The 24,216-nt window shown below is 66.5% G+C and carries 20 protein-coding genes; 9 read left to right on the top strand and 11 right to left on the bottom strand.

The features are described 5' to 3' along the window. Nucleotides 1-23 precede the first annotated feature (23 nt). From AC5RVY_RS01855 to AC5RVY_RS01880, 6 genes are all read right to left on the bottom strand, one after another. Nucleotides 24-431, bottom strand: coding sequence for a DUF779 domain-containing protein (locus AC5RVY_RS01855; RefSeq protein ID WP_493952992.1), 408 nt, complete (start codon nucleotides 429-431; stop codon nucleotides 24-26). Continuing rightward, nucleotides 431-1,453 (bottom strand): alcohol dehydrogenase AdhP, encoded by a 1,023-nt coding sequence (gene adhP, locus AC5RVY_RS01860; RefSeq protein WP_493952993.1) that lies wholly within the window; start codon nucleotides 1,451-1,453, stop codon nucleotides 431-433. Before adhP ends, AC5RVY_RS01855 begins: the two co-directional genes overlap by 1 nt. A 38-nt stretch (nucleotides 1,454-1,491) precedes the next feature. Further along, entirely contained in the window at nucleotides 1,492-3,015 is a 1,524-nt protein-coding gene (gene exaC, locus AC5RVY_RS01865) for an acetaldehyde dehydrogenase ExaC (RefSeq protein WP_493952994.1), read from the bottom strand. Between the two features lie 135 nt (nucleotides 3,016-3,150). Continuing rightward, entirely contained in the window at nucleotides 3,151-4,491 is a 1,341-nt protein-coding gene (locus tag AC5RVY_RS01870; RefSeq protein ID WP_493952995.1) for a sigma-54-dependent transcriptional regulator family protein, read from the bottom strand. Between the two features lie 107 nt (nucleotides 4,492-4,598). Further along, the gene (locus AC5RVY_RS01875) at nucleotides 4,599-6,041 is read right to left on the bottom strand and encodes an FAD-dependent oxidoreductase (protein WP_493952996.1); all 1,443 of its coding nucleotides are present in this window, start codon (nucleotides 6,039-6,041) and stop codon (nucleotides 4,599-4,601) included. Between the two features lie 99 nt (nucleotides 6,042-6,140). Further along, complete coding sequence (locus AC5RVY_RS01880) at nucleotides 6,141-7,139, bottom strand: DNA topoisomerase IB (protein ID WP_493952997.1); 999 nt, start codon at nucleotides 7,137-7,139, stop codon at nucleotides 6,141-6,143. Between the two features lie 84 nt (nucleotides 7,140-7,223). On the opposite strand from AC5RVY_RS01880, the gene rarD reads away from it, so the two are divergent. Both rarD and AC5RVY_RS01890 read left to right on the top strand, forming a co-directional pair. Beyond that, on the top strand, nucleotides 7,224-8,306 hold the full coding sequence (gene rarD, locus AC5RVY_RS01885; RefSeq protein WP_493952998.1) for an EamA family transporter RarD: 1,083 nt from the start codon (nucleotides 7,224-7,226) through the stop codon (nucleotides 8,304-8,306). Nucleotides 8,307-8,346: 40 nt separating this feature from the next. Beyond that, the gene (locus AC5RVY_RS01890) at nucleotides 8,347-9,600 is read left to right on the top strand and encodes an NAD(P)/FAD-dependent oxidoreductase (RefSeq protein ID WP_493952999.1); all 1,254 of its coding nucleotides are present in this window, start codon (nucleotides 8,347-8,349) and stop codon (nucleotides 9,598-9,600) included. Nucleotides 9,601-9,690: 90 nt separating this feature from the next. On the opposite strand, the gene gabT is transcribed toward AC5RVY_RS01890, so the two are convergent. Further along, nucleotides 9,691-11,061: a 4-aminobutyrate--2-oxoglutarate transaminase gene (gene gabT / locus AC5RVY_RS01895; RefSeq protein ID WP_493953000.1), complete on the bottom strand. Its 1,371-nt coding sequence runs from the start codon at nucleotides 11,059-11,061 to the stop codon at nucleotides 9,691-9,693. A gap of 33 nt (nucleotides 11,062-11,094) precedes the next feature. Beyond that, the gene (locus AC5RVY_RS01900; RefSeq protein WP_493953001.1) at nucleotides 11,095-12,525 is read right to left on the bottom strand and encodes a gamma-aminobutyraldehyde dehydrogenase; all 1,431 of its coding nucleotides are present in this window, start codon (nucleotides 12,523-12,525) and stop codon (nucleotides 11,095-11,097) included. Nucleotides 12,526-12,680: 155 nt separating this feature from the next. Here AC5RVY_RS01900 and AC5RVY_RS01905 point away from each other — a divergent pair, with 155 nt between their 5' ends. Next, nucleotides 12,681-14,117, top strand: a complete 1,437-nt coding sequence (locus AC5RVY_RS01905) for a PucR family transcriptional regulator (RefSeq protein WP_493953002.1) — start codon at nucleotides 12,681-12,683, stop codon at nucleotides 14,115-14,117. A gap of 11 nt (nucleotides 14,118-14,128) precedes the next feature. Here AC5RVY_RS01905 and AC5RVY_RS01910 read toward each other — a convergent pair whose 3' ends face one another. After that, the gene (locus tag AC5RVY_RS01910) at nucleotides 14,129-15,691 is read right to left on the bottom strand and encodes a CYTH and CHAD domain-containing protein (RefSeq protein WP_493953003.1); all 1,563 of its coding nucleotides are present in this window, start codon (nucleotides 15,689-15,691) and stop codon (nucleotides 14,129-14,131) included. Nucleotides 15,692-15,838: 147 nt separating this feature from the next. Here AC5RVY_RS01910 and AC5RVY_RS01915 point away from each other — a divergent pair, with 147 nt between their 5' ends. The 3 genes from AC5RVY_RS01915 to AC5RVY_RS01925 all read left to right on the top strand — a co-directional run bounded on the left by AC5RVY_RS01915 (nucleotide 15,839) and on the right by AC5RVY_RS01925 (nucleotide 19,301). Then, the gene (locus AC5RVY_RS01915; RefSeq protein WP_493953004.1) at nucleotides 15,839-17,245 is read left to right on the top strand and encodes an MFS transporter; all 1,407 of its coding nucleotides are present in this window, start codon (nucleotides 15,839-15,841) and stop codon (nucleotides 17,243-17,245) included. Between the two features lie 6 nt (nucleotides 17,246-17,251). Next, a complete protein-coding gene (locus AC5RVY_RS01920) occupies nucleotides 17,252-17,932 on the top strand; it encodes a FadR/GntR family transcriptional regulator (protein WP_493953005.1) in 681 nt (226 codons plus the stop codon). A gap of 124 nt (nucleotides 17,933-18,056) precedes the next feature. Beyond that, nucleotides 18,057-19,301, top strand: a complete 1,245-nt coding sequence (locus tag AC5RVY_RS01925) for an AI-2E family transporter (protein ID WP_493953006.1) — start codon at nucleotides 18,057-18,059, stop codon at nucleotides 19,299-19,301. Between the two features lie 104 nt (nucleotides 19,302-19,405). On the opposite strand, the gene AC5RVY_RS01930 is transcribed toward AC5RVY_RS01925, so the two are convergent. Beyond that, entirely contained in the window at nucleotides 19,406-19,942 is a 537-nt protein-coding gene (locus AC5RVY_RS01930) for a hypothetical protein (protein ID WP_493953007.1), read from the bottom strand. 154 nt (nucleotides 19,943-20,096) lie between these two features. Here AC5RVY_RS01930 and AC5RVY_RS01935 point away from each other — a divergent pair, with 154 nt between their 5' ends. From AC5RVY_RS01935 to AC5RVY_RS01945, 3 genes are read left to right on the top strand one after another with little or no spacing between them, the layout of a single operon-like run. Further along, nucleotides 20,097-20,387, top strand: a complete 291-nt coding sequence (locus tag AC5RVY_RS01935; protein WP_493953008.1) for a hypothetical protein — start codon at nucleotides 20,097-20,099, stop codon at nucleotides 20,385-20,387. A 3-nt stretch (nucleotides 20,388-20,390) separates the two neighbouring features. Continuing rightward, nucleotides 20,391-21,218 carry a DUF1206 domain-containing protein gene (locus tag AC5RVY_RS01940; RefSeq protein WP_493953009.1) on the top strand — a complete coding sequence of 276 codons (828 nt, stop codon included), beginning with the start codon at nucleotides 20,391-20,393 and terminating at the stop codon, nucleotides 21,216-21,218. A gap of 28 nt (nucleotides 21,219-21,246) precedes the next feature. Further along, nucleotides 21,247-22,548 carry an SRPBCC family protein gene (locus AC5RVY_RS01945; protein WP_493953010.1) on the top strand — a complete coding sequence of 434 codons (1,302 nt, stop codon included), beginning with the start codon at nucleotides 21,247-21,249 and terminating at the stop codon, nucleotides 22,546-22,548. 105 nt (nucleotides 22,549-22,653) lie between these two features. Here AC5RVY_RS01945 and AC5RVY_RS01950 read toward each other — a convergent pair whose 3' ends face one another. Then, nucleotides 22,654-24,120, bottom strand: a complete 1,467-nt coding sequence (locus AC5RVY_RS01950; RefSeq protein ID WP_493953011.1) for an FAD-dependent oxidoreductase — start codon at nucleotides 24,118-24,120, stop codon at nucleotides 22,654-22,656. Nucleotides 24,121-24,216 lie beyond the last annotated feature (96 nt).

Below are 24,216 nucleotides of genomic sequence, written 5' to 3' on the forward strand. Positions count from 1 at the left end.
TTCTCCTTACAGAATTTTTGCTCCTAAACGGGCCAATCCATCAGTGCGGAGCGGATCAGGAAGCGCTTGCCTTCGGGCGCTTCCACGGAGAATCCGCTGCCCCGGCCCGGGACCACATCGACCGTCAGGTGGGTGTGGCTCCAGTAGCTGAACTGCTCCCGGGACATCCAGAACTCCAAAGGTTGGGGTTCCGGCCCTTCGGACAGGTCGAACAGGCCCAGCAGCACATCTGAATCACCGGTGATGAATTCGCCCGCGGGATAGCACATGGGCGAGGACCCGTCGCAGCAGCCGCCGGACTGGTGGAACATCAGTGCCCCATGCTGGAGCCACAACGAGCGCAGCAGCTCCGCGGCCGCCGGCGTGAGCGCCACCCGGGAAAAGTCCTCCCCGGGCAGCGCCACTGCTGCTTCGAGGCTGCCCGGGACCATCAGAACCTCAGGACCACGCGGCCGTCGATCTTGGCGTGCTTCATCTCGTCCAACACTGCATTGACCTCGCCAAGCTCCCTGACGGATACCGTGGGGTGGATTTTGCCCTGCGCGTAGAAGTCCAGAGCTTCCTCCATGTCCTGCCGGGTTCCCACAATGGAGCCGCGGACCGTCAGGCCCTTGAGCACAATCTCGAAGATCGGCGCCGGGAAGTCCCCTGGCGGCAGGCCGTTGAACACGATGGTGCCGCCGCGGCGGGCCATGCCAATGGCTTGCCCGAATGCTGACGGGTGCACCGCAGTAACCAGGACTCCATGGCAACCTCCGGTTTCACGCTGGATGACTTCCACGGGGTCCTCGCGCAAGGCGTTGACAGTCAGTTCAGCCCCATGGGCCTTGGCCAGCGCGAGCTTGTCATCGGCGATGTCCACGGCGGCAACACGCAGTCCCATGGCGACGGCGTACTGCACGGCAATGTGCCCCAGCCCGCCAATTCCGGAGATGGTGACCCATTGGCCTGGCTTCGCCTCGGTCATCTTCAGGCCCTTGTAGACCGTGACACCGGCGCAGAGCACCGGCGCCACCTCGACGGGATCGGATCCCGCCGGTATCCGGGCGGCGAAGCGCGTATCGACGAGCATGTACTCGCCAAAGGAACCGTCTACGCTGTAGCCGCCGTTCTGCTGCGCCTCGCACAGGGTTTCCCAGCCGGTGCGGCAGTACTGGCAGTCGCCGCAGGCGGACCACAGCCACGCGTTGCCCACCAGGTCACCGACGGCGAGGTCGGTGACGCCGCCACCCAGTGCCACCACTTCGCCAACCCCCTCATGGCCCGGAACGAAGGGCGGCGAAGGCTTAACCGGCCAGTCCCCTTCGGCGGCGTGCAGGTCGGTGTGGCAGACGCCCGTGGTAAGCACCTTGACCAGCGCCTCCCCCGGACCTGGTGTCGGTATGGGGAGGTCCTGGATGCTGAGGTCGGTGCCGAACCCGGTTACTACGGCTGCTTGCATTGTCGTCGTCATTGGCGAAATCCTTGCGTCGTTGTGCTGTGGTGTGGGGGTTAGAAAAAGCCGAGCTTGTTTTCGTTGTAGCTGACCAGCAGGTTCTTGGTCTGCTGGTAGTGGTCCAGCATCATCGCGTGGTTCTCGCGCCCGATGCCCGAGGACTTATAGCCGCCGAACGCGGCACCAGCCGGGTAGGCGTGGTAGTTGTTGACCCAGACGCGGCCGGCCTGGATTTCGCGGCCTGCGCGGTAGGCAATATTGCCGTTGCGGGACCAGACGCCCGCACCCAAGCCATAAAGGGTGTCGTTGGCTATGCCCATGGCTTCGGCGTAGTCGCTGAATTTCGTGACCGCCACCACCGGGCCGAAAATCTCCTCCTGGAAGATCCGCATCTTGTTGTGGCCCTCGAACACGGTGGGCTGAACGTAGTAGCCGCCGGCCAGGTCACCGGGCAGTTCGGCCCGGGCGCCGCCGGTGAGGACTTTGGCGCCCTCCTGCTTTCCGATGTCGATGTAGGAGAGGATCTTTTCAAGCTGGTCGTTCGAAGCCTGGGCGCCCACCTGCGTCGCCGTGTCCAGCGGGTTGCCCTGGATCATCTTTTCCACCCGGGCAACGGCGTCCGCCATGAAGGATTCGTAGATGTCCTCCTGGACCAGTGCACGGGAGGGGCAGGTGCACACTTCGCCCTGGTTGAAGGCGAAGAGCGCGAAGCCCTCCTGCGCCTTGTCGTAGAACGCGTCGTTGCCCTGTGCCACGTCATTGAAGAAGATGTTCGGGCTCTTGCCGCCCAGTTCCAGCGTCACCGGGATGAGGTTCTGGCTCGCGTACTGGCTGATCAGCCGGCCGGTGGTGGTCTCGCCCGTGAACGCGATCTTGCGGATGCGCGGGCTGGACGCCAGGGGCTTGCCGGCCTCGACGCCAAAACCGTTGACCACGTTCAGCACGCCTGCTGGCAGCAGGTCCCCGATCAGTTCCACCAGGACCAGGATGGAGGACGGCGTCTGTTCCGCCGGCTTGAGGACCACGGCGTTGCCGGCGGCGAGCGCGGGCGCAAGCTTCCACACGGCCATGAGGATGGGGAAGTTCCACGGGATAATCTGGCCCACGACGCCGAGCGGTTCGTGGAAATGGTAGGCGGTGGTGTCGTCGTCGAGCTGGGACAGCCTGCCCTCCTGGGCGCGGACGGCGGAGGCGAAGTACCGGAAGTGGTCGGCGGCCAGCGGCAGGTCCGCGTTGAGGGTTTCGCGGACCGGTTTGCCGTTGTCCCACGTCTCAGCCACCGCGAGCATCTCCAGGTTCTCGTCGATGCGGTCGGCGATCTTGTTCAGGATGGCGGCGCGTTCAGCCACGGACGTCTTGCCCCAGGACGGCGCAGCCTTGTGCGCGGCATCCAGCGCGAGGTCGATATCCTCGGCTGTTCCGCGGGCCACCTCGCAGAAGGCCTTGCCCGTCACCGGCGTGATGTTTTCGAAGTACTGGCCTTTCACGGGGGCCACCCACTCCCCGCCGATCCAGTTCTCGTAGCGGTCCTTGAACGTAACCTTCGAACCGTCGGTTCCGGGCTGTGCGTAAACGGTCATTGCTAGCTCCTTTGCTGTGCAGTCCAGGCTTTCGCCGTTGTGGCCAGCGTAGGAGCAGGCAGGTTGCAGCAAGGTTGCAACGAAGTGAGCCAACTCACTCCGGATTGATGTGGTGTGACGCCGGCGCGGTGGAGCTCAGGCGCCCAGTTCGGCTTCCAGCCGTTCGAGGTCTGCCACGACGGCGGCCCGCTTGGGTGAGCGGGCTGGAAGGAGGCGGAGAGCAGCGCGGCGGATGCCGACGTCGTTCCTTGCCTCGGGAAGTTCACCGTACTTGAGCAGCGAATCGGCGCTGCCGTCCGTCAGGACCGCCTCGCGCAGCAGCAGCGAAACCTTGTTCCGCAGTTCCACGATGCCGGGCGCCTCGGACCGCGGCAGGACAGCTCCCCGGTAGATTTCCAGTGCGATGCGGTGGGCGCCGCGCTGCAGGCAGCTGAGTACCTGGGCACTGTCCGGTACCAGGTCCAGGGGAAGCCGGTATGGCCGTGAGTCCGGAACGGCCTCCGGGTTGAGCTGATGCAGCACCTTGCGCAGGCGAACCATCTCCGCACGCAGCGTGATGGTGGAACCATCGCCGGGATAGAGCAGGAGGCTGAGCTCCTCGGCGTTGAGCCCGTCGGGGTGGGTGCTCAGCAGGGCAAGGATCTCGCTGTGCCGGGCGGACAAAGCCACAGTTTTGCCCTCGAGGCTGAGCAGGGCCTGGTCCCTGCCCAACAGTTGCAGGCTGTTCCGGTAGAGGCTGCCTTCCTTGGGCGGTGCTCCGGCCGGGCGGGACGCGGTACTGGACTGCCGGCGTCGTACTGGCGCGCCGGAAAGTTGGGCTGCCAGCTGAAGGCGCTCAACACGTAATTGTGCCTGGGCGGCGGCCACCGTTGCCTCCACGAGTGACAACGTGTGCGGAGCCACCGCAATGTCGCCGCCGGTGATGTCCACCACCCCAAGCACGGCGCCGGAATCCGGGTCATGGAACGGGACGGCAGTGCAGCTCCACGGGTGCACCGTGCGCTGGTAGTGCTCGGCACCGGTAATCTGGATGCCACGGCCCAGGGCCAGGGCGGTACCCGGCGCGCTGGTGCCCACGCTGGCCTCCGACCAGTCGGCGCCGGGGACGAACATCATGCCTTCAGCCCGGCGCTGCAGGGCAGGATCGCCTTCCACCCAGAGCAGCCTGCCAACTTCGTCCCCCACGGCCACCAGCAAACCGCTGTCGTGGCTGGGCTGGACCAGTAGCTTATTGATGACCGGCATGATGGCCGCCAGGGGGTGCTGGCTGCGGTAGTCCTCCAGCTCATCCGTGCCCAGGGCCAGCGGGGCTGCAGGGCTGTCCGGATTCGCCTTGAAGCCGGCAGAACGCTGCCACGACTCGCGGATCAGGCTGCGCAGGCCAGTGGGAGCATCCGCAAAAGCCCCGCCGTCGAGCTGTTCATGGGCCATCAACGCGCTGCGCTGCAGCGGTTCCCGCTGAATCAGGTTCTTCATCGAACTCCTGTCATGCTGCAGGCACGACGTCATGATGCCGGCCAGGGGTGGTCGCCATTCTAACCCCGCCCCGCTGCTGGCAGGTGAAGAGAATTTTGCCGCTGTCCTCAGCCGCGGGAGATGCGGATCATCTCTTCGCGCGGCACCACCTTGATTCGTTCGCGGACCACATGGTCCAGGCCTTCAGGCCCGGTCCACGCTGCGCCGAGGCCGGCTTCGTGGGCATCGAGCTTGTTCCAGCCTTCCCACGTGGTGTATTCGATGCCGCGCTCTTCCAGCAGGTCGATGATGGCCTGGGGGTCGGGGTTCTGGGCGGGCGGCAGGGTGAGCCGGTCCTCGAGCAGGAAGCCGATGGTTTCCAGGGCGTCGCCCTTGGTGTGGCCGATCAGGCCCACCGGTCCGCGCTTGATCCACCCGGTGGCGTAGATGCCCGGCACCGGATTGCCTTCGGCATCCAGCACTCGCCCGCCCTCATTGGGGATGACACCGCGTTTTGGGTCGTACGCCAGCTCATCCAGCGCCGAGCCGTGGTAGCCGATGGCGCGGTAAACGGCCTGGACCGGGTACTCGATGAACTCTCCGGTCCCTTTGGCGTTCCCCGTGCCGTCAAGCTGCATGCGCTCAAACTTGATCCCGGCCACTTTGCCCGTACCGCTTTTTCCACCTTCGGCGAATATCTCCACGGGGCTGTGCAGGAAGTGCAGGTGCAGGCGGCGGGAGGACGGATTCTCCGACTCGGTGTGCTCCTCCACCAGCCAGTTGGTGAGCGTGTTCACCATGGTTTTGATCTGGTTGTTGCTGCGGATCGCCTCGTCCGAGGCCTCATCGAACTCGAAGTCCTCGGGGTAGAGCACAATGTCCACATCGTTCATGTGGCTGAGCTCCCGCAACTCCAGCGGCGTGAACTTCACTTGGGCCGGGCCCCGGCGTCCAAACACGTGAACGTCCGTGACCGGTGAAGCCTTCAGTCCCTGGTAGACGTTGTCCGGGATCTCGGTGCTGAGGAGCTCCTCCGGGTGCTTGACCAGCATCCGGGCCACATCCAGCGCTACGTTCCCGTTGCCGATGACGGCGATTTCCTTCGCCTCCAGGGGCCATTCCCGCGGCACGTCCGGGTGCCCGTCGTACCAGGAAACAAAGTCGGCGCCGCCGAAGGAGCCCTGCAGGCCGATGCCCGGGATGGCCAGGTCGGCGTCCTTGACGGCGCCGGTGGAGAAGATGACGGCGTCGTAGAAGGCGCGGAAATCGTGGAGTGTGAGGTCGCGGCCGTAGGTGACGTTGCCGAGGAACCGGATGTCGCCGCGGTCCAGGACCTTGTGCAGGGCGTTGACGATGCCCTTGATGCGGGGGTGGTCAGGGGCCACACCGTACCTGATCAGTCCGTAGGGAGCCGGGTAGGCCTCAAAAAGGTCGATGCTGACCTCGAAGTCGCCGTCCTTGACACCGCTGGACTTGGTGAGGATGTCCGCAGCGTAGACTCCGGCCGGTCCTGCGCCCACAATGGCTACCCGGAGCGGACGTGTGGGGGTGGTTTCGCCGTGGTTGGACACTCGGAGCCCTTCTGACCGATGAGGATGCGCGGTAAGAGCAGCGCACAGTCATCTATTCTAATTGGCCGGCACACTAGAATTGCGGGCTTCGGCCAGGCCTCATCCGCTTTTGGCCAGCGGAACCACGTTGCCCTCGCGGTAGAGCAGCGCGCGCAGCTCCGATTCAGCGGAGTCCGGCCGCTTGGGGTCAATCGTTTCGCCCTCGTGGTAGTGGTCCAGCACGCGGGGATCCACATAGCTTTTGCGCGCGATCGACGGCGTGTTCCCCAGCACGTCCGCGGCGTCGTACATCGCCCGGCTGATGGCCCGCTTCCGCTTTGCCGCCGTCCTTTGGGCGCCGGTCCTGGCCAGGCTGGCGGCCGCCGCCACGGTTCCCCGCAGGGTCCGGAAATCCTTTGCGGTGAAGTCCGAACCGGTCCGCTCCTTCACGTAGGCGTTGATGTCGGCGCTGGTGACGGGCCGCCACTGCCGGCCTTCTTTGTAGGCCAGGAGCCTCGCGTTGGGGCCCCTCCTCTTGAGCAGGCGGAGCAGGGCGGCAAGGTCGGCGTCGCGGATTTCCGATTCCCAGTCCTTGCCGCTTTTGCCCGGGAACCGCAGGAGGATCCGGTCCTTGCGCACCTGGACGTGGGCGCAGAGCAGGGTGGCCAGGCCCCGGCTGCCGTTTTCGTTGGTGTACCGCTCGGATCCGACGCGCAGGGAGCCGCTGTCCAGCATCCGGAAGGCCGCTGCCAGGACGCGTTCGCGGGAAAAGCCTTCGCTGCGCAGATCCATGGTCACCCGGCGGCGGGCTGCCGGCAGGGACTCGGCCAGCTGCAGGGCACGGTCGAACTTCAGCCGGTCCTTCCGCTCCCGCCACTCGGGGTGGTAGATGTACTGCCGCCGGCCCACCGCGTCCACGCCCGTGGCCTGGATGTGCCCGTTTTCGAACGGGGCAATCCACACGTCCGTCCAGGCAGGCGGTATTCCAATGCTGTCCAGCCGTTCCCGGACCGGGCCCGCGGGCAGGGTGGAGCCGTCCAGGTCCCGGTAACTGAACCCCTTGCCCGCTGCCACCCGTCGGTAGCCACGGCCCGAGGCGTTGCTGCGCCGGAGCCTCATGGGGAAGTCTCCGGCCGGTCGGCGTTTATCATAAAAGCAAGCCTACTGACTATTTGCCGGAATACGTCCCCTCGAACTGATGTTATGGATGTCGTGCCCTCTCCCGATGGATCCTTCTCCCCCGCCCATGTCCCTGCTCCTGCCGCCACTCCCGCGGCAGCGCCCGCGCCAGGAGCTGCAGCACCTGTAAGCGGCGCATCAGCAGGCGGGGGCAGCAGGGCGCCGTTGCCCAAAGCGGTGGACAAGGAGACGACGGCGGGAATCCTCTTTGGCATCGGCGCGTACGGGCTGTGGGGGCTGCTCCCGCTGTACTTCTTTGCGCTGATGCCTGCGGGCGCCGTCGAAATTGTGGCCAACCGGGTGGTGTGGTCGCTGCTGTTCTGCGCGCTCCTCATCACGGTGACCCGCTCGTGGGCCACCCTGGGACGTGCGCTGCGGAACCGGGCCGTGTTTGGCAGCCTTGCCCTGGCCGCCTTCCTGATCGCCGTCAACTGGCTGACCTACACCTACGGGGTGACCACCGGACAGGCCGTAGAAGCCTCGCTCGGCTATTTCATCAACCCCTTGGTTTCCGTCCTGCTGGGAGTATTTGTCCTGAAGGAAAGGCTGCGGCCGCTGCAGTGGGCAGCCGTGGCCATCGGCTTTATCGCCGTTGGCGTGCTCACCTATTCCTACGGCAAACTCCCGTGGATCGCGCTGACCCTGGCCTTCAGTTTTGGCCTGTACGGCTTCGTGAAGAAGCGGGTGGGGCCCAAGGTGGACGCCGTCACCAGCCTCAGCGTGGAAACCATGGTGCTGGCTCCGTTCGCCGCTGTCACCATGATCTACCTGGCAACTGCCGGAACCGCCACCCTGACCACCCAGGGCCCGGGACATTTCTGGCTCCTGCTGGCCAGTGGCGTGATCACAGCGGTGCCGCTGCTGTTCTTCGGCGCCTCAGCCCGCAGGCTCCCCATGACCACCATCGGGCTGCTCCAGTACTTCGCACCCCTGCTGCAGTTCATCCTCGCGCTACTGGTGTTCAAGGAGGCCATGACCCTGGACCGCTGGATCGGGTTCGGCGTGGTGTGGGTGGCGTTGCTGGTCCTGACACTGGACATGCTTCACACTGCCCGCAAAACCTCGGTGGCCCGGCGGCAAAGCAAAGCTTCCCTGAAATCCTCCTGACACACTGTTGCCGGGAAGCCCGGTGGAGTAGGTTGCTCGGATGGAGGACTCATATCAGGTCATCGTGATCGGGGCCGGATTCGCCGGCATCGCCGCCGCAAAAGAGTTGGGCCGCAAGGGCGTCCGCGTGCTGCTCATCGACTCGAACAACTACCACCAGTTCCAGCCCCTGCTCTACCAGGTGGCCACCTCCCAGATCGGCGTGTCCGCTATTGCGCGGCCCATCAGGTCCGTGTTCCGGCGCCGGCGGAACGTGCGGGTCCTCACGGCGGAGGTGACCGCCATCGACGCCGCCAACCACACCGTCACCACGGCCGAGGGTGAGACGTTCCGGGCCCACATCCTGGTTGTTGCCGTCGGCGCCGTACCGAACTTCTTCAATACTCCCGGTGCCGAAGAACATGCTTTTCCGCTCTACTCGGTCACCGACGCAACCCGCCTCGGAACCAGCGTGACCCGCCTGCTGGACCGGGCCGACCGGGACCCAGGCGCGCCGGTGGACATGGTGGTGGTGGGTGGCGGGCCCACAGGCGTTGAGACGGCGGGCGCCCTGGCGGAAAACATCAAGTTCGTCGTGGCCAAGTATTTTTCCCCCGAACTAGCCGCACGGTGCCGCGTGCACCTGGTGGACATGGTGCCCAACGTACTGACTATGTTTTCGGCGAAATCGCAGGAGTACACGCGGAAACGCCTGGGCAGGATCGGCGTCCAGCTGCACATGGGGGTTGGGGTTACGGAGGTCAGGGCGGACGGCGTGACGCTGGCTGACGGGACGGACGTCCCCGGTGGAATCGTGGTCTGGGCGGGCGGCTTGAAGGGCGGGGACCTCCTTGCCGGTTCCGGCCTGCCACAGGGAAAAGGCGGTCGGATCGACGTCCGGCCGGACCTGACTGTTCCGGACACCGAAGGCGTCTACGTCCTCGGTGATGCCGCCAACATCACCGATTCAACAGGAGCCAAACTGCCGCAGCTTGGGTCGGTTGCCCAGCAGGCCGGCAAGTGGGCGGCCCGCAACATCCACGCCGAGCTCAACGGCGGTACCAGGCAGCCCTTCCGCTACGTGGACAAGGGCTACATGGCGATGATCGGGCGGGGCGCCGCCGTCGCCGAGCTCGGCCGCAAGCGCCTCCAGCTCCAAGGCCCGCTGGCTTTCCTGTCCTGGCTCCTGGTGCACCTGGCCCTCCTGTCCGGTTTCCAGCAGAAGGTGCGCGCCCTTTTCTCCTGGCTCAATGGCTATGTCCTGCACAGTCCTGCCCAGGTGGTCATCGGCGGCTCGGATAACGGCAGCAGGTAAACGGCTTAAAACCCCTGGGCCCCGGAACGGTAGTTCCGGGGCCCAGGTTTTGTTCGCGCCGTTGCGAGGGGACGCTAACTCTATGCGGTGTTACGCGTTGGCCTTGATGGCCGAGGCCAGGACCTCAAGGCCGTCGTTCAACAGTTCATCGGTGATCACCAGGGGCGGCAGGAGACGGATGACGTTGCCGTAGGTGCCGCAGGTGAGGATGATGACGCCTTCCTTCAGGCAGGCCGCGGCAACCGCCTTGGTCAGCTCCGGGTTCGGTTCCTTCGAACCGGCCTGGACCAGTTCGATCGCCAGCATGGCGCCCCGGCCACGGACGTCGCCGATCACGGCAGTTCCGGCGTCGGCCAGTTCCGTCTGCAGTTCGCGCAGCCGGGTGGTGGCGAGGGATTCGATGTGGCGGGCGCGGCCGTTGAGGTCGTACTCCTCCATGGAGCCGATGGAAGCCAGCGCGGCGGCGCACGCCACCGGGTTGCCGCCGTAGGTGCCGCCCAGGCCGCCCGGGTGGACGGCGTCGAGCAGGTCGGCGCGGCCGGTAATGGCGGACAGCGGCATGCCGCCGGCGATGCCCTTGGCCATGGTCATGATGTCCGGGACCACGCCCTCATGGTTGACGGCGAACCATTCGCCCGTGCGGCAGAAGCCCGACTGGACTTCGTCGGCGATGAAGACGATGCCCTTTTCCTTGGCCCACTCGGCCAGGGCAGGCAGGAAGCCCTCGGCCGGAACGATGAAGCCGCCCTCGCCCTGGATGGGTTCGATGATGATCGCGGCAACCTGGTCTCCGCCGATCTGCTTCTCGATCATGGTGATGGCGCGCTTGGCCGCCTCGGCCCCCGTGATTGAGGGTTTTTCCTCGCGGTACGGGTAGCTCATGGGCATGCGGTACACCTCGGGCGCGAACGGGCCGAAGTTGGTCTTGTACGGCATGGCCTTGGCGGTCAGCGCCATGGTGAGGTTGGTGCGGCCGTGGTAGGCATGGTCGAAAGCGACGACGGCGTCGCGCCCGGTGGCGAGGCGGGCCACCTTGACGGCGTTTTCCACGGCCTCGGCACCGGAGTTGAACAGCACGGTGCGCTTTTCGTGGTCGCCGGGGGTGAGCCGGTTCAGCTGCTCCGCTACGGCCACGTAGCCCTCGTACGGGGTCACCATGAAGCACGTGTGGGTGAAGTGCTCCACGGCTTCCTTCACGGCGCCGACGACGGCGGGATCGGACGCGCCCACGCTGGTCACCGCGATGCCCGAGCCGAGGTCGATGAAGGAGTTGCCGTCCACGTCGTGGATGATGCCGCCGTCGGCGTCTGCAACGTAGACCGGGACGCCCGAGGCGACGCCGGCTGCGACGACGGACTTGCGCCGTTCAGCAAGGGCCAGGGACTTGGGGCCCGGGAAGTCGGCCTGCACGCGGCGCTTCTGCTCCAGCCGGAAGGTGATGTCTGATGCGGTGGTGGTCATTGGGTGGTGCCTTTCTTGAAAACCGGGAGAATGTCAGGCGTCGAGTGCGGACATCACGTGCTTGATGCGCGTGTAGTCCTCGACGCCGTACATGGAGAGGTCCTTGCCGTAGCCGGACTGCTTGAAGCCGCCATGGGGCATTTCGGCGGTGAGCAGGATGTGGGTGTTGATCCAGACGGCGCCGAAGTCCAGGTCGCGGCTGAGGCGCATGGCGGTGCCGTGGTTGGAGGTCCACACACTGGAGGCCAGGGCGTAGTCCACGTCGTTGGCCAGTTCCACCGCTTCTGCCTCGGTGCTGAACTTCTGCACGGTAATCACGGGGCCGAACGTTTCCTGCTGGACGATGCTGTCCGTCTGTTTGGCGCCGGTGACGATGGTGGGTTCAAAGAAGAAGCCCTTCTCCCCCGCCCGGTGCCCGCCGGTTTCGATCCGGCAGTGCGCGGGAAGGTTCTCCACCACCGAGGAAACCTGCTTGAAGTGGTTCACATTGTTCAGCGGGCCGAAGTAGTTGTCTTCGTCGTTCTGCGAGCCGGTGTGCAGGGTTTTGGTGTGCTCCACCATCGCGGCCACAACGTCGTCGTGGACGGATTCCTCCACCAGCACGCGGGTGATGGCGGTGCAGTCCTGGCCGGCGTTGAAGAAGGCAAACTCGGCAATGGCCGCTGCGCTCTTCTTGATGTCGGCGTCCTTGAACACAATCGCCGGGGCCTTGCCGCCGAGCTCCAGGTGGGCGCGCTTGAGGCTCTTAGCGGCACCGGAGGCCACGGCGATGCCGGCCCGGACCGAACCGGTGATGGACACCAGTCCGGGAACTTTGTGGTCCACCATCATCGCGCCGGTCTGGCCGGTGCCCAGCACAACGTTCAGGACGCCGGCGGGCAGGATGTCGCCGGCGAGGCGGGCAAGAACCAGGGTGGATTCGGGGGTGGTGTCCGAGGGCTTCAGGACAACGGTGTTGCCCGCTGCCAGCGCCGGGCCGATCTTCCAGATGGCCATCAGGAACGGGTAGTTCCAGGGGGCCACCTGGGCCACCACGCCGATGGGTTCCCGGCGGACGTAGGAGGTGTGGCCCTCGAAGTACTCACCGGCGGACTTGCCCTCAAGGATGCGGGCGGCTCCTGCGAAGAAGCGCAGCTGGTCCGCGCCGGCGGCAACTTCCTCAGAGGCAATCAGCGAGCGCACCTGGCCCGTGTTGCGGTGCTGCGCCTCCACCAGTTCGTCGCTGTTGGCCTCGATGGCGTCGGCGAGCTTCAGCAGCATCAGCTGGCGCTGGCCCGGCGTGACGTGCTTCCAGCTCTTGAAGGCTTCCTTTGCTGCGGCCATGGCCGCGTCCACATCTGCCTGGTTGGAGATGGGTGAGTGGGCCACTACTTCACCGTTGGTGGGGTTCACGATGTCCAGCGTGCCGGTACCGGCGGGCGTGACGAAGGAACCGTTGATGAAGTTCTGCAAGGTTTGGACCACGGTGTGCAACCTCTTTCCTGGGGGCCATCGGCGTCGAACAGATGGATCTGACTGCCTTGAGCCTATGCCAGCACCCCAGCGCGGTGAATAGCCACCTGCACACCCTTCCTGCTGCTTTTTAGTGCGGTTGACTAGCGCCCGTTTATCCTTGGTTCATGGCCATTTCCCTTGCCGCCCTCCTGGCTGTCAAATCCCTGAACCTGTCCAAAGTGGGGGTCGCCGAGACCACCTGGCACCAGGACATCAACTGGGTGGCAGTGACCGAACTGGAGGACCCGCAGCGCTTCATCAACGGCGGCGAACTCATCCTCACCACCGGCCTGCGGCTGAAGTCGGCGCCCGAGCAGCGGCGTTTTGTCCGCCAGGTGCAGCGGGCGGGCGCCGTGGGCATCGGTTTCGGCGTGGGGCTCTCGCATGAGGCAGTGCCGCCGGCGCTGCTTGCCGAGGCCAACCGCTGGGGACTTCCCGTGGTGGAGGTGCCTTACGAGACGCCGTTCATCGCCATCGGCAAGCTCGTGGCGGACGCCCAGTCGGCGGACCACTATTCCAAGCTGGAACGGCTGATCGCCGGGCACCAGGTCCTGGCGCGGGCGCTCCTCACGGGCGGCGGCCTGGCGGAGCTGCTGAAACACCTGGGCGGCATGCTGCGGACGGAAATCGCGCTGACCCAGTTCACGGCCCAGCTGTACAACAGCAGCAAGGACAATCCGCAGGCGGACACCTGGGCCTCCTACCCCATCCCCACCGGCCGGCGCGACGCCTGCACCCTGTGGGTCCGCAAGCCCTTTGAGGACTCCGGGATCGTCGGGTACGCCCAGAACCTGATCAGCGTTGAGCTGAACAACATGGTCAAGCAGCGCCAGGCCGAGCGCGCCCTGTGCGGGCAGGTGCTGGAGGACGTGATCCACGGATCCCTCGAAACCAGCGAGGCGCAGCGCCGCCTGGCCGGGGTGGGCATCAACAGCACCCGCAAGAACGTGGTGCTGCTGGCCGTTTCGGCCGCCCATCACAAGGCCTTGGTGAGTACCTCGGTGCCGCGGGAACTGGAAAAGTGCGTTGCCGCGGTGGTGGGAAAGGATCTGGTGCTGGTGATGAATGACGACGGCGGAGCGGCGCCGGCACTGGCGCGGAAGTTGAGTGACCACCTGGCTGAGGCGGGCATCCATGCCACGATCGGCATCGGCGGCGCCTACACGAAGCCGAACGGTCTGCGCTGGAGCTACTTCGAGGCGCGGGATGCGGCCGGCCACGGGCTGCCCGTCAACGAGCCGGAGCGGCTGAGCCTGACGTCGCTGCTCCTGGCCAGCGAGGACGTGCCGCTGGCGGATATGGCGCACGAATCGCTGAATCCGCTGCGGACGTTCGACGCCGCCCACGGTGCCGAGCTGATGACCACGCTGGAAAGCTACCTGAACAACAACGGTTCCGTTGCCGCCGTCGCCGAGGAACTCACCCTGCACCGGAACACTGTCCGCTACCGGCTTGCGCAAATCACGGAACTGACGGGCTACGACCCCGCGGTCACCACCGACCGCGTGCAGCTCTGGCTTGCACTTGCGGTGGCCCGGCTGTCCGCCCGGCAGGGGAAGTAGATCCGCACGCGCTACATGACCCCGCGGCGCAGCAGGCTGCGGGACTTCTTCCGGGCCTTGCGGTACTTGGCCGCAGCAGCATCCATGTGTTCCGCCTGGCGCATCTGGAGGGCCGCCAGGGCTTCGGCGGTGGATTCTGCCACGCCGGGGCCGGATTCGAGGTCCTGCAGCAGGTTCCGGACGACCAGTGCGTCGTGGAAATCGCCGAGGATTTTCTGCTGCTTGTGGGCGGCCTTGGCGACTTTGCCTGCACGTTTTGCCGTTACCAGTGCCGCCGACTCAGCCACATGGCGCAACCACTTGGCGTCCTTGCGCACCTGGTGGAGTGCGTTTTCGTGGTCATTGCCGCGCCTGGCCTCGCGGGCCGCCTTGTGGGAACGCCGGAGCCGGCGGACGGCTTTATCCACGGCCTTCGCCGCGAGCCTGCGGCCCGGTGCCACGGCCTCGGCGCGCACCGGCGGGTGGTCACGGAAGTCTTCAAGATTGTCCAGCAAGCGGAAATAGCGCTCGGACTGCAACGCCTCCTGGACGCGGCGGTAACCGGCGTCGAACGCGGGCCCGACCTTTCGCTCCACCTGCTCCCGGACGGCGTCCTTGCCCGCCCCCGGCGGGAGCGCGTCAAGATCCCGCCGCAACCTGTCCAGCACCACCTCCGAGTCCCGGGGATCCCCCAGGATCCCGCCCAGCCAGTCGAGCTCATCGCGCAGGCGCCGGACGGGTACCGCGCGGTAAAGCTTCCGGTACGCGCCCAGCACTGAGCGGAGCCGGCGCAGGGCGGACCTCATGTTGTGGATGCCCTCGGGCTCCTCGAGCCTCACCGCAGCGTCCTGGCCAAGGAGTTGGCGCAATTGCTCCGTCACATAGACGGTGACCACGGCGGCCGCCGGAGCCTTCTTCCCGGCAAGGAGCGGCGTTGTGCTTTCCTGCTCCTCCACTGCGGCGCCGCCCCCGCCGCTGCCGAGGGCGCGGGCCAGCTTGCTGGCATGGGCGGCAGGCCGTGCACCGGCCGTCGAGAGGAGTTCTCCGGCAGGGGCAAAAAGCTCCGGTCCGCCGTCGACGAGTTCAAGTTCCCACTCGCGCCACCTTTCCGGTTGACCCGCCGTGTCCTCCTGGCCCAAGCGGCTGGCTTCCACATGGTCGTCCGCCAGGTCGGCCAGATGGACTCCGTCCTCGCCGTACAGTGCGTGTGTGGTCCGCCGGGTCTCCAGCCGGACCACAGGCAACACGGCGGTTCCGCGCAGATATGCCTGCACGTGCGCCAACAGGCTGTCCGGGACGGCGTCGGGCCGGCCCAGGGGCGCGTGCACCTCGCGGCGCTGCTGCGCTGCTGCCCCCGCGGATGTTGCCGGAGGCAGCTTCAGGTGCCATCCGGCGTCGGTTCCTCCGGTCCGGCGGCGCAGGGTGATCCGGCGGGAAGCGAGAATGTGCTCGCTGGTATCGAAATAGACAGCCTCAAGGACGGCAGTATGGGGACTTCCAACGCGGACCACGCCGGGCAGTTCTTCCAGCGCCGGCACTGCGGCGTCGTCCCCGACGTCGAACTTCTTCTCGATCTCGATTCCCTGGGAAGCCACCACAGCCGTCCTTCCGCCTTGATCCCTGCCTGGGCGGACCGTATCGGCGTCCTGCCCCCGCTGGCAGTCTATTGCCCGGTGGAATGAGCCGGGAGAGGTTCCCCACAAAACTGGAAACATCAAACGTCTAACCTTTAGCCTTGAAAGATGCCCGCCCCTTCCTCCCCCGCCCCCACTCCTGTCGCACCTTACAAAGCACCTTCCCCCGCCGTCCGCGCGTCCGCCCCGGCTGCCGCTGCGTCCGCTCCCGGCAATGTGGCCGCGGCGGCGCCGGCGCCCGCCGCCGCAGGCACGCCGGCAAGCGCACCGCCTAAACCGCGCTCCGCCGTCGTGTTCGGTGTGATCGCCCTGGTGCTGATCGGGCTCAACCTGCGGGCAGGAATTACCGGAGCGTCGGCCCTGCTGCACGATTTGCAGCTGGTTCTTGGTTATGGGGCGCTGGTGGCTGCGATCATCCCATCGATCCCTACGCTGTGCTTTGCCGTCGCGGGCGCGGGCACGTCCTGGCTCACGGGCAAGCTGGGCGTGGAGAAGGCCATCCTGCTCTCCCTTGCCATGCTGGCCGGCGGGCTCCTGCTCCGCGGTATCCCCGCCACCGGCATGCTGGTGCTGGGCAGCATAGTGGGGATGTCCGGACTGGCAATCTGCAATGTGGCCGTGCCGTCCTTCATCCGTGAGCACTTCGCGCAGCGGACGTCCCTGATGACTGCCGTTTATACGGTGACGATGACCACCGGCGCCACGGTCACCGCCGTCGCCGTGGTTCCGCTGGCGCAGGCCCTCGGATCGCCGTCTGCCGCTGTGGGCGCCATCGGCTTCACCGCTGTGGCCGCTTTCCTGGGCTTCCTCCCGGTGGCCCTGCACGCACACCGCAACCGCACCCGGACCACCACTCGGCCTGTGTCCCCCTGGCCCCTGCTGCGGACCCGGAGAGGGCAGCTGCTGACCGCCATCTTCACGCTTCAGGCCCTGCTGGCCTATGCCCTCCTGAGCTGGTTCCCCTACATGCTCACCACCATGGGCATGGACGCCTCGGACAGCGGGCTGATGTTCGGGCTGATGCAGCTGGTGTCCGTTCCTGCCGGCATGCTGCTGATTGCCCTTGGCTCCCGTCCCGGCATGCTGCGCCCGGCGTTCTACCTGGTGAGCATCACCATGGCCGTGGGGCTGGTGCTGCTCCTGGTGCTGCCGGTGGCGCTGGCGGTTGTTCCTGCCGTGCTGCTGGGGTTCGGGCTGGGCATCTTCCCCCTGGTGATGGTGATGATCAGCCGCAGTGGAGCAAGTACAGCCGAAACCACGGCCCTGTCCACGCTGGCCCAGTCCAGTGGATATCTGCTCGCCACCGCGGGCCCTTTCGGCATGGGCCTGCTGCACAGCGCCACCGGCGGCTGGATCCTGCCCCTTGCCCTGCTCCTGGCCCTTGCACTGGTCCAGATCGTGGTGGCGCACCTGATCACGGGCAAGGCGATGACCCGCGGCGCGGCGGGCGGGGCCGGGGTTGCCGCCGTCGGCTCTGCCGGATCCACCCGTTCCGCCGCCATCGAGGGGAAGTAGGACGCCGTGGCTCTTAGCCCTTCCCACCGCCCGCCGCTTGCAGAGGAAGTCACGGCAAAGCTGCGCGCCATGATCCATTCGGGCGAATGGCCGCTCCACCAGCGCATCCCCTCCGAAACCGGCCTGATGACCGGCTTGGGCGTCTCGCGCGGCACCCTCCGCGAAGCCATCAAAGCCCTGGCTCACAGCGGAATGCTGGAAGTCCGCCGCGGCGACGGCACCTACGTGCGGGCCACCAGCGAAATCTCCGGCGCCGCCCGCCGCATGTACCAGGACCACACCGAGGCGCACATCCTGGAAGTCAGGCTCGGCCTGGACACCCAGGCGGCCCGGCTGGCGGCGCGCAATGCCACGGCCGACGACGTCGCCGCCCTGGGTGCCCTCCTTACCGACCGCACCCATGCCTGGAACAGCGAGGACTACGAGGCCTGGGCACGAGCCGACTGGGGTTTCCATGAGCGGGTGGCCCAGGCTTCCGGCAATCCCCTGCTGCATGAGCTCTACGTCAGTTTCGGCGCCGTGGTGCATGAGGACATGCTCAAGCAGCTCCGCCGGCCGGGGTTCGACGGGCTACAGCATGAGGGGCACGACCTCCTCCTTGAGGCCATCGAGCAGCGCGATGAGGACGCGGCCGTGGCCACCGTCAACCGGAACCTCAACTCCTGCGCGGAGTGGTTGGCGGCATAGCCCGGCGGGGTTTCACGCTCTCCAATCAGTCAGTAGGCTTACTATTTGACACAAGGTTGTCTCCTGCGGGCATATCCGCGCACCACAGGGCACACGGGCACCTGCCGATGATTGAGGAGTCTCCATGGCGCAACCAACACGCCTGACAGAACAGGTGCCGGGCACCGACACCCCGCAGCCGCTGCCGCCGGCAGGTGCGGACAAGCACGGCAACACCGCTGAGGGCGTCCCCCACGCGCAAGCCCCGGATGTGGCCGGAAAGAAGCTTGAAGCCAAACAGCCCGGTGCGCTCTGGGCTGACGGGCTGGGCAGGGTGGGCGCCCGCTCCGCCCAGGTCCTGCTGATCCTCACCGTAGCCGTGGTGTCCGTCTACGCGCTGATGCAGATCAAGCTGCTGGTCATCCCGGTCCTGATCGCACTGATCCTGGCAGCGGCGATCGGACCCTTCGTCAACATGCTCCGGCGCCGCGGCATCCCGGGAGGAGTGGCCACCGGCATTGCCTTCGTGGCATTGCTGGCGTTGCTCGCCGGCATTTCCACCGTCATCTTCTTTTCCGTCCGGAACCAGTGGGGCGAGCTGGCGGCACAGGCGTCCTCCGGCCTGGACGAGCTGGAGCAGTTCCTGCTGACCGGCCCGGTTCCCGTCCAACAGGAGCAGCTGGACCAGGCCCGTGAGGGGATCGTACAGTTCGCTGCCAGCAGCCAAGTCCGCTCCGGCGCCATCACAGGCCTCTCCGTGGTCACCGAGTTCATCGCCGGGGCCAGCCTGATGGTGGTCATCCTGTTTTTCTTCCTCAAGGACGGCGCGAAAATCTGGAGCTTCTTCCTCCGGCCTTTCAGCGGCCAGCGGGAAGCGAAGCTGCGGCGGGTAGGCAGCCGCACCCTTGAGGTGCTGGGCGGGTATGTGCGCGGCACCGCCATCGTGGCACTGGTGGACACCGTGGCCATCGGCGCTGCGCTGCTGATCATGCAGGTTCCCTTGGCCTTTCCATTGGCCATCATCGTGTTCATCGGCGCGTTTGTGCCGCTGGTGGGCGCCACCGTCGCGGGAATCCTGGCCGCCCTGGTTGCACTGGTGGCAAACGGGCCCATTGTTGCCCTGATCGTGGTGGCCGTGGTGGTGGCCGTCAACCAGCTCGAGGGCGACCTCCTGCAGCCCATCGTGATGGGCAAGTCCCTGCAGCTACACGCCCTGGTTATCCTGATGGCACTGACAGCCGGGACCATCCTGGCGGGCATCGTAGGTGCGGTGCTCTCCGTGCCGCTGGCCGCCGTCGCCTGGGCCATCATCCAGGTCTGGACCGCGGAGGATCCGAACATGGAGGACATGAACCCGAACCTGCCGCCGCCCAACAGCCAGCCCGTCTAAGCCAGCGCCGGTCCGGTTCGTTTTCGAGGCGCAAAAAGGCTGGCGCACCCGGCATTCCGGGTGCGCCAGCCTTTTTCCGCGTCGCTTACTTTTCTGGTTGCAGGTTAGCGCTGCAGGCCGGCGAACACGTTCTTGGGCCGCTGCATCTCCCCGTGCTTCGCGCCCAGGATGACCACGAGGCCGGCGAACGCGGGGATGGCCCACTGCAGCATCTTGAGCTGCTGCTGGGCCGCCTTGAGTTCATCGGAAGCATCCGGCCGCGGCTCCGTGGCACCCTCGGCACCCTGGTCCGCCAGCTTCTCCACCTTCTTGCCAAGGATGCCGGAGTACAGCGTCACGGCAGCGCCCGCCAGCGTCACCGCCGTTTTGATCGCGGTGTCCCTGGCCACGCCGTCCTGCTTGGCGATCCGCTCCTTGTTTTCCCAGGCGATGGCGAGGTCCGCCACCAGGTGCGAGGCGAACGCCGCCGTCTGGAACGGCGCCCACTTCATCCAGCCCGCGCTGGAAAGCCGGGTGCGCTCGGATGGGTCCTTGGCCGCCGCCGCTGCGCCGTTCAGGCCGATGGCACCCATCAGGGATCCACCGAACCATGCTGCTGCCGTCAGGTCGTGAACTGACCGGGCAATGAGGTTTCCTGCCATGATGTGCATTCCTAACGTTGAACTGGTTTCAGATGCCGCGCCTGTGGACTTCACTTGCCGTGTCCCATCGAGGTCATGGTCCGCCTATGGTAAGCACACTTACTAATGTTACGAAAGCCCGTCTTACACATGCGGACCGCGTAATATCTTCGGCATGGGAACTACAGGCAGTTTGTTCGGCTGGGCCTTCGGGGACCCCGCCCGTGAAGATGACGACAGCTACGTGGACCGGCTTCAGCGTGAGGCTTTCGGCAATGCCCGGGACACAGCAAAAGCGAAGGGCGTAGCTGTGGTGCCGGGCTCCGAGGTCTTCACGGTGCTGAGCGGACACGATTCCCTGGTGGAGCTTGAGAACGCTCCCGGACAGCTGGTGGTCCGCTGCACGGTCCACGTCGAGGGGCCCGGCGCGGAGAAGATCCGCGCCGAAGGACCCATGAACGGCTAGCAGATGTCGGACAGCGAATCCACCCTTAGCCAGGCAGCGGATGCCGTCGAGGAGGCCTCGAACCACCCGGCGCTGGACGTCCTGGCGCGGACCGGGTTCGCCGTGATGGCCCTGCTGCATGTCATTATCGGGGCCATCGCCATCGCCGTGGCGTTCGGCCAGCCCGGAGAAGCTGAACCCACCGGCGCCATCGAACAGCTCGCGGCCAACGCGTGGGGTCCCGTAGTGATGTGGGTGTGCGTGGCGGCTTGTCTCGGCCTGGCTCTGTGGCAGGCCAGCGAAGCCACGCTCCGGGCCCGCCGCCAGCCCCGCAAGGAGCGCATATCCAAGCTGATCTCGTCCGGCTTCCTGGCCATCGCCTACGGCAGTGTGGGCCTCAGCTTCGCGGGTTTCGCCGTGGGCCTGCGGGGCGACTCCGGCGAGAGCACCAAGGATTTCAGCGCTTCACTGATGGCCACTCCCTGGGGCCTGTGGGCGTTGGTGGGACTGGGCCTGACCATCATCGGCATAGGCATCTACTTCGTCTTCAAGGGTGTCCGGCGCGGCTTCAAGGAAGAGCTTTTCCACTTTGACGGCACCCGCCGCGGCCGGCTTATCGACGGACTGGGCATTTCCGGCCACATCGCCAAAGGTGCCGCCCTGGGCCTCACCGGGCTGCTCTTTGTGATTGCCGCCGCCAAGCACGACGCCAACGAATCAACAGGGCTGGACGGCAGCCTCAAGGCGCTCCGCGACCACCCGTTCGGCCCCTCCCTGCTGGTGGCCATTGGCGCCGGATTCATAGCCTACGGAATCTTCGCCCTGATCCGGTCGCGGTTCGGCCGGATGTAGTTCCGGTTTTTCTGGGTAGGAAGGAAGCATGACGGACTTGCTGCAGGACCGCCCGATACAGCGCGGCGCCGCCCCGCCGGACCCCGCCCCTGGGGTTTCGGAGGCGGCAGGCCGTGCCTTCGCGGGCCTGTTCAGGGTCCTCAAGATGGCCCGGCCCGGGCGCCCCATCCACCCCAAGGGCATTAGCCTCAGCGGAGAACTGACCCGGACCGGGAACTCCGGCGAGCCGAGCGGCCTGGACTGGCTCGACACCCCAGGCATCGACAGCATTGAGGCACGCTTCTCGCGTTCGGTGGGCTTGCCGTCCAAGCTCCCTGACATCCTGGGCCTGGCCCTTCGCGTCACGCCGTCCGGGGCGTCGGCGACAGCGTCGGACGGCGGGGCTTCAGGCGGAGTGCCCGTCGGCAGCGAGGCGGATGTTCTCTTCGCCTCCACCGGCTGGCAACTGCCGGCCAGGTACCTGCTCCGGCCCAAATACAACATCTCCACCACAACCCTGACCACGTTGATGCCCTACCGCGGCCGGAGAGGTCCCGTGCTGCTCGGGCTGCGGACCATCAGTATGCCGGGCGGCTCGGTGGTGTCCGCGCGCTGGGTTCTCGGGCTGTACTGGGCCAAGCCTGCAGGTGCGTGGCGGCAGTGCGGCGAACTGAGGCTGCAGGCCGCCCCGGAACCAACCGATACGCCCCTGCGCTTCAACCCGCTCGAAAACGTGCCGCCCGGCGCCCAAGCCTACCCATGGACCCGCCGCCTCCGGGAGCGCTCCTACCAGACCGCGCAGCAGCCCGCACCGCCCGCCGTCGTGCGTCCCGGAGTCGAACAGGCCGCCGTGGAACGTCCGGAAACCGCAGGCAGCCAGCAGAGCCCAGCCACTATAGGAAGGACCGCCATGTCCACCGTGTCACAGCTGTTCAACACCCCCGCCGCCGATGTGTGGCGGGTCATCGCCGATGGCTGGCTCTACTCCGGCTGGGTGGTGGGCGCCTCGCGGATCCGTGCAGTGGATGACACGTGGCCGCAGGCCGGATCGCGCCTCCACCACTCCGTGGGCGCCTGGCCGATGGTGATCAACGACAGCACGCGGGTGACGGCTTCCGAGCCGGGTAAGTCGCTGGAACTGGTGGCGCGCGGCTGGCCGCTGGGTGAGGCGAAAGTGCTGATCACCCTGCAGGACCAAGGCAACCAGTGCCTGGTCACCATCGCTGAGGATGCCATCCGGGGGCCCGGCCGGAAAATCCCCAAGGCGCTGCGCGACCCCATGATCACCCTGCGCAACCGGGAGACGCTCAAGCGGCTGGAGCTGATGGCAGCGGGCGGGGCAGGAAAGTAGCCCGGGCGGGTTAACTGCACCAGGCCGCTTAAACCAGGGCGGAGCCTTTTCGCGCCCGCTACCCTCCCGGGCCGGGCGCGAAAAAGCTCCGCCTCTCTGTGCTGGTTAGACCTGGGCGGCGACGCCGTCGCGGGAAATGGCGACCATGTCCTCGCGCGGCACTACCTTGATGCGCTCACGCTTGACCTCAACACCGTGCGAGCCGCCGGCCTCCGTGGCAGCGGCGCCAAGGGCGAGTTCGTGGGCGTCCAGGGCCAGCCAGCCTTCCCAGCTGGTGAACTTCACGCCGCGGGCGTCGAGGAGCTCCACGACGGCGTCCTCTGCCGGAGCGGCAGCCACGGGAAGGTTTTCGCGGTCTTCGAGCAGGTAGGTCACGGTCTCCAGGGCATCGCCCTTGGTGTGGCCGATCAGGCCGACGGGTCCGCGCTTGATCCAGCCCGTGGCGTAGATTCCCGGCACGTGGGTGCCTGAGGCATCCAGGACGCGGCCGCCATCGTTCGGGATGACGCCCTTCTTGTGGTCGAACTCCACCTCGGGCAGTGCGGAACCGAAGTAGCCGATGGCGCGGTAGACGGCCTGGACGGGGTAGTCGACGAATTCGCCGGTGCCGCGGGCGTTGCCCGTTCCGTCCAGCTCGGTGCGCTCGAACTTGATGCCGGCCACTTTGCCCGGCGTCTCGGCGTCGTCATAGATTTCCACCGGGCTGTGCAGGAAGTGCAGGTGCAGGCGGCGGGAGGCCTTGAGCTCGGAGAGGTCCTCGGGCTGCTCGGCGATCCAGTTGGTGAGCGTGCCCACCATGGTTTTGGTCTGGTTGTTCGTCTGGATCTGGCGGTCGGATTCCTCGTCGAACTCGAAGTCCTCCGGGTACAGGATGATGTCCACGTCCTTGGAGTGGGACAGCTCGCGCAGCTCCAGCGGGGTGAATTTGACCTGGGCCGGGCCGCGGCGGCCAAAGACGTGTACGTCCGTGACGGGCGAGGCCTTCAGTCCAGCGTAGACGTTGTCCGGGATTTCGGAGACCAGAAGGTCGTCGGCGTGCTTGGACAGGACGCGGGCCACGTCCAGGGCCACGTTGCCGTTGCCGATCACGGCGATTTCCTTGGCGTCCAGCGGCCATTCACGGGAAACGTCGGGGTGGCCGTCGTACCAGGAGACGAAGTCCGCGCCGCCGTAGGAGCCGTCCAGCTCGATGCCGGGGATGTTCAGGTCCGCGTCCTTGATGGCGCCGGTGGCGAAGATGACGGCGTCGTAGTGGGTGCGCAGGTCCTCGATGGTGAGGTCCGTGCCGTAATCCACGTTGCCGAAGAAGCGGATGTCGCCGCGGTCCAGGACCTTGTGCAGGGCGTTGACGATGCCCTTGATGCGGGGGTGGTCCGGGGCCACGCCGTAGCGGATCAGGCCGTAGGGTGCCGGGTAGCGGTCAAAGAGGTCGATGCTCACGGTCAGCTCGCCGCTCTTGACGGCTTCGCTTTTGGTGAGGATGTCCGCGGCGTAGACGCCTGCCGGGCCGGAGCCCACGACGGCGACGCGCAGCGGACGGTCGGCAGAACCTACGGTGGTGCTTGATGACACGGCTGTGTTCCTTTTCTTCGATCCGTCCCAACCAAGTAGCGCTAAGTGCCGTTATGAGGGTTCAAAACGACACGTGGCGCTACCCGGTTGGGTGGG

It is taken from the genome of Arthrobacter sp. Ha26 (assembly GCF_059091705.1).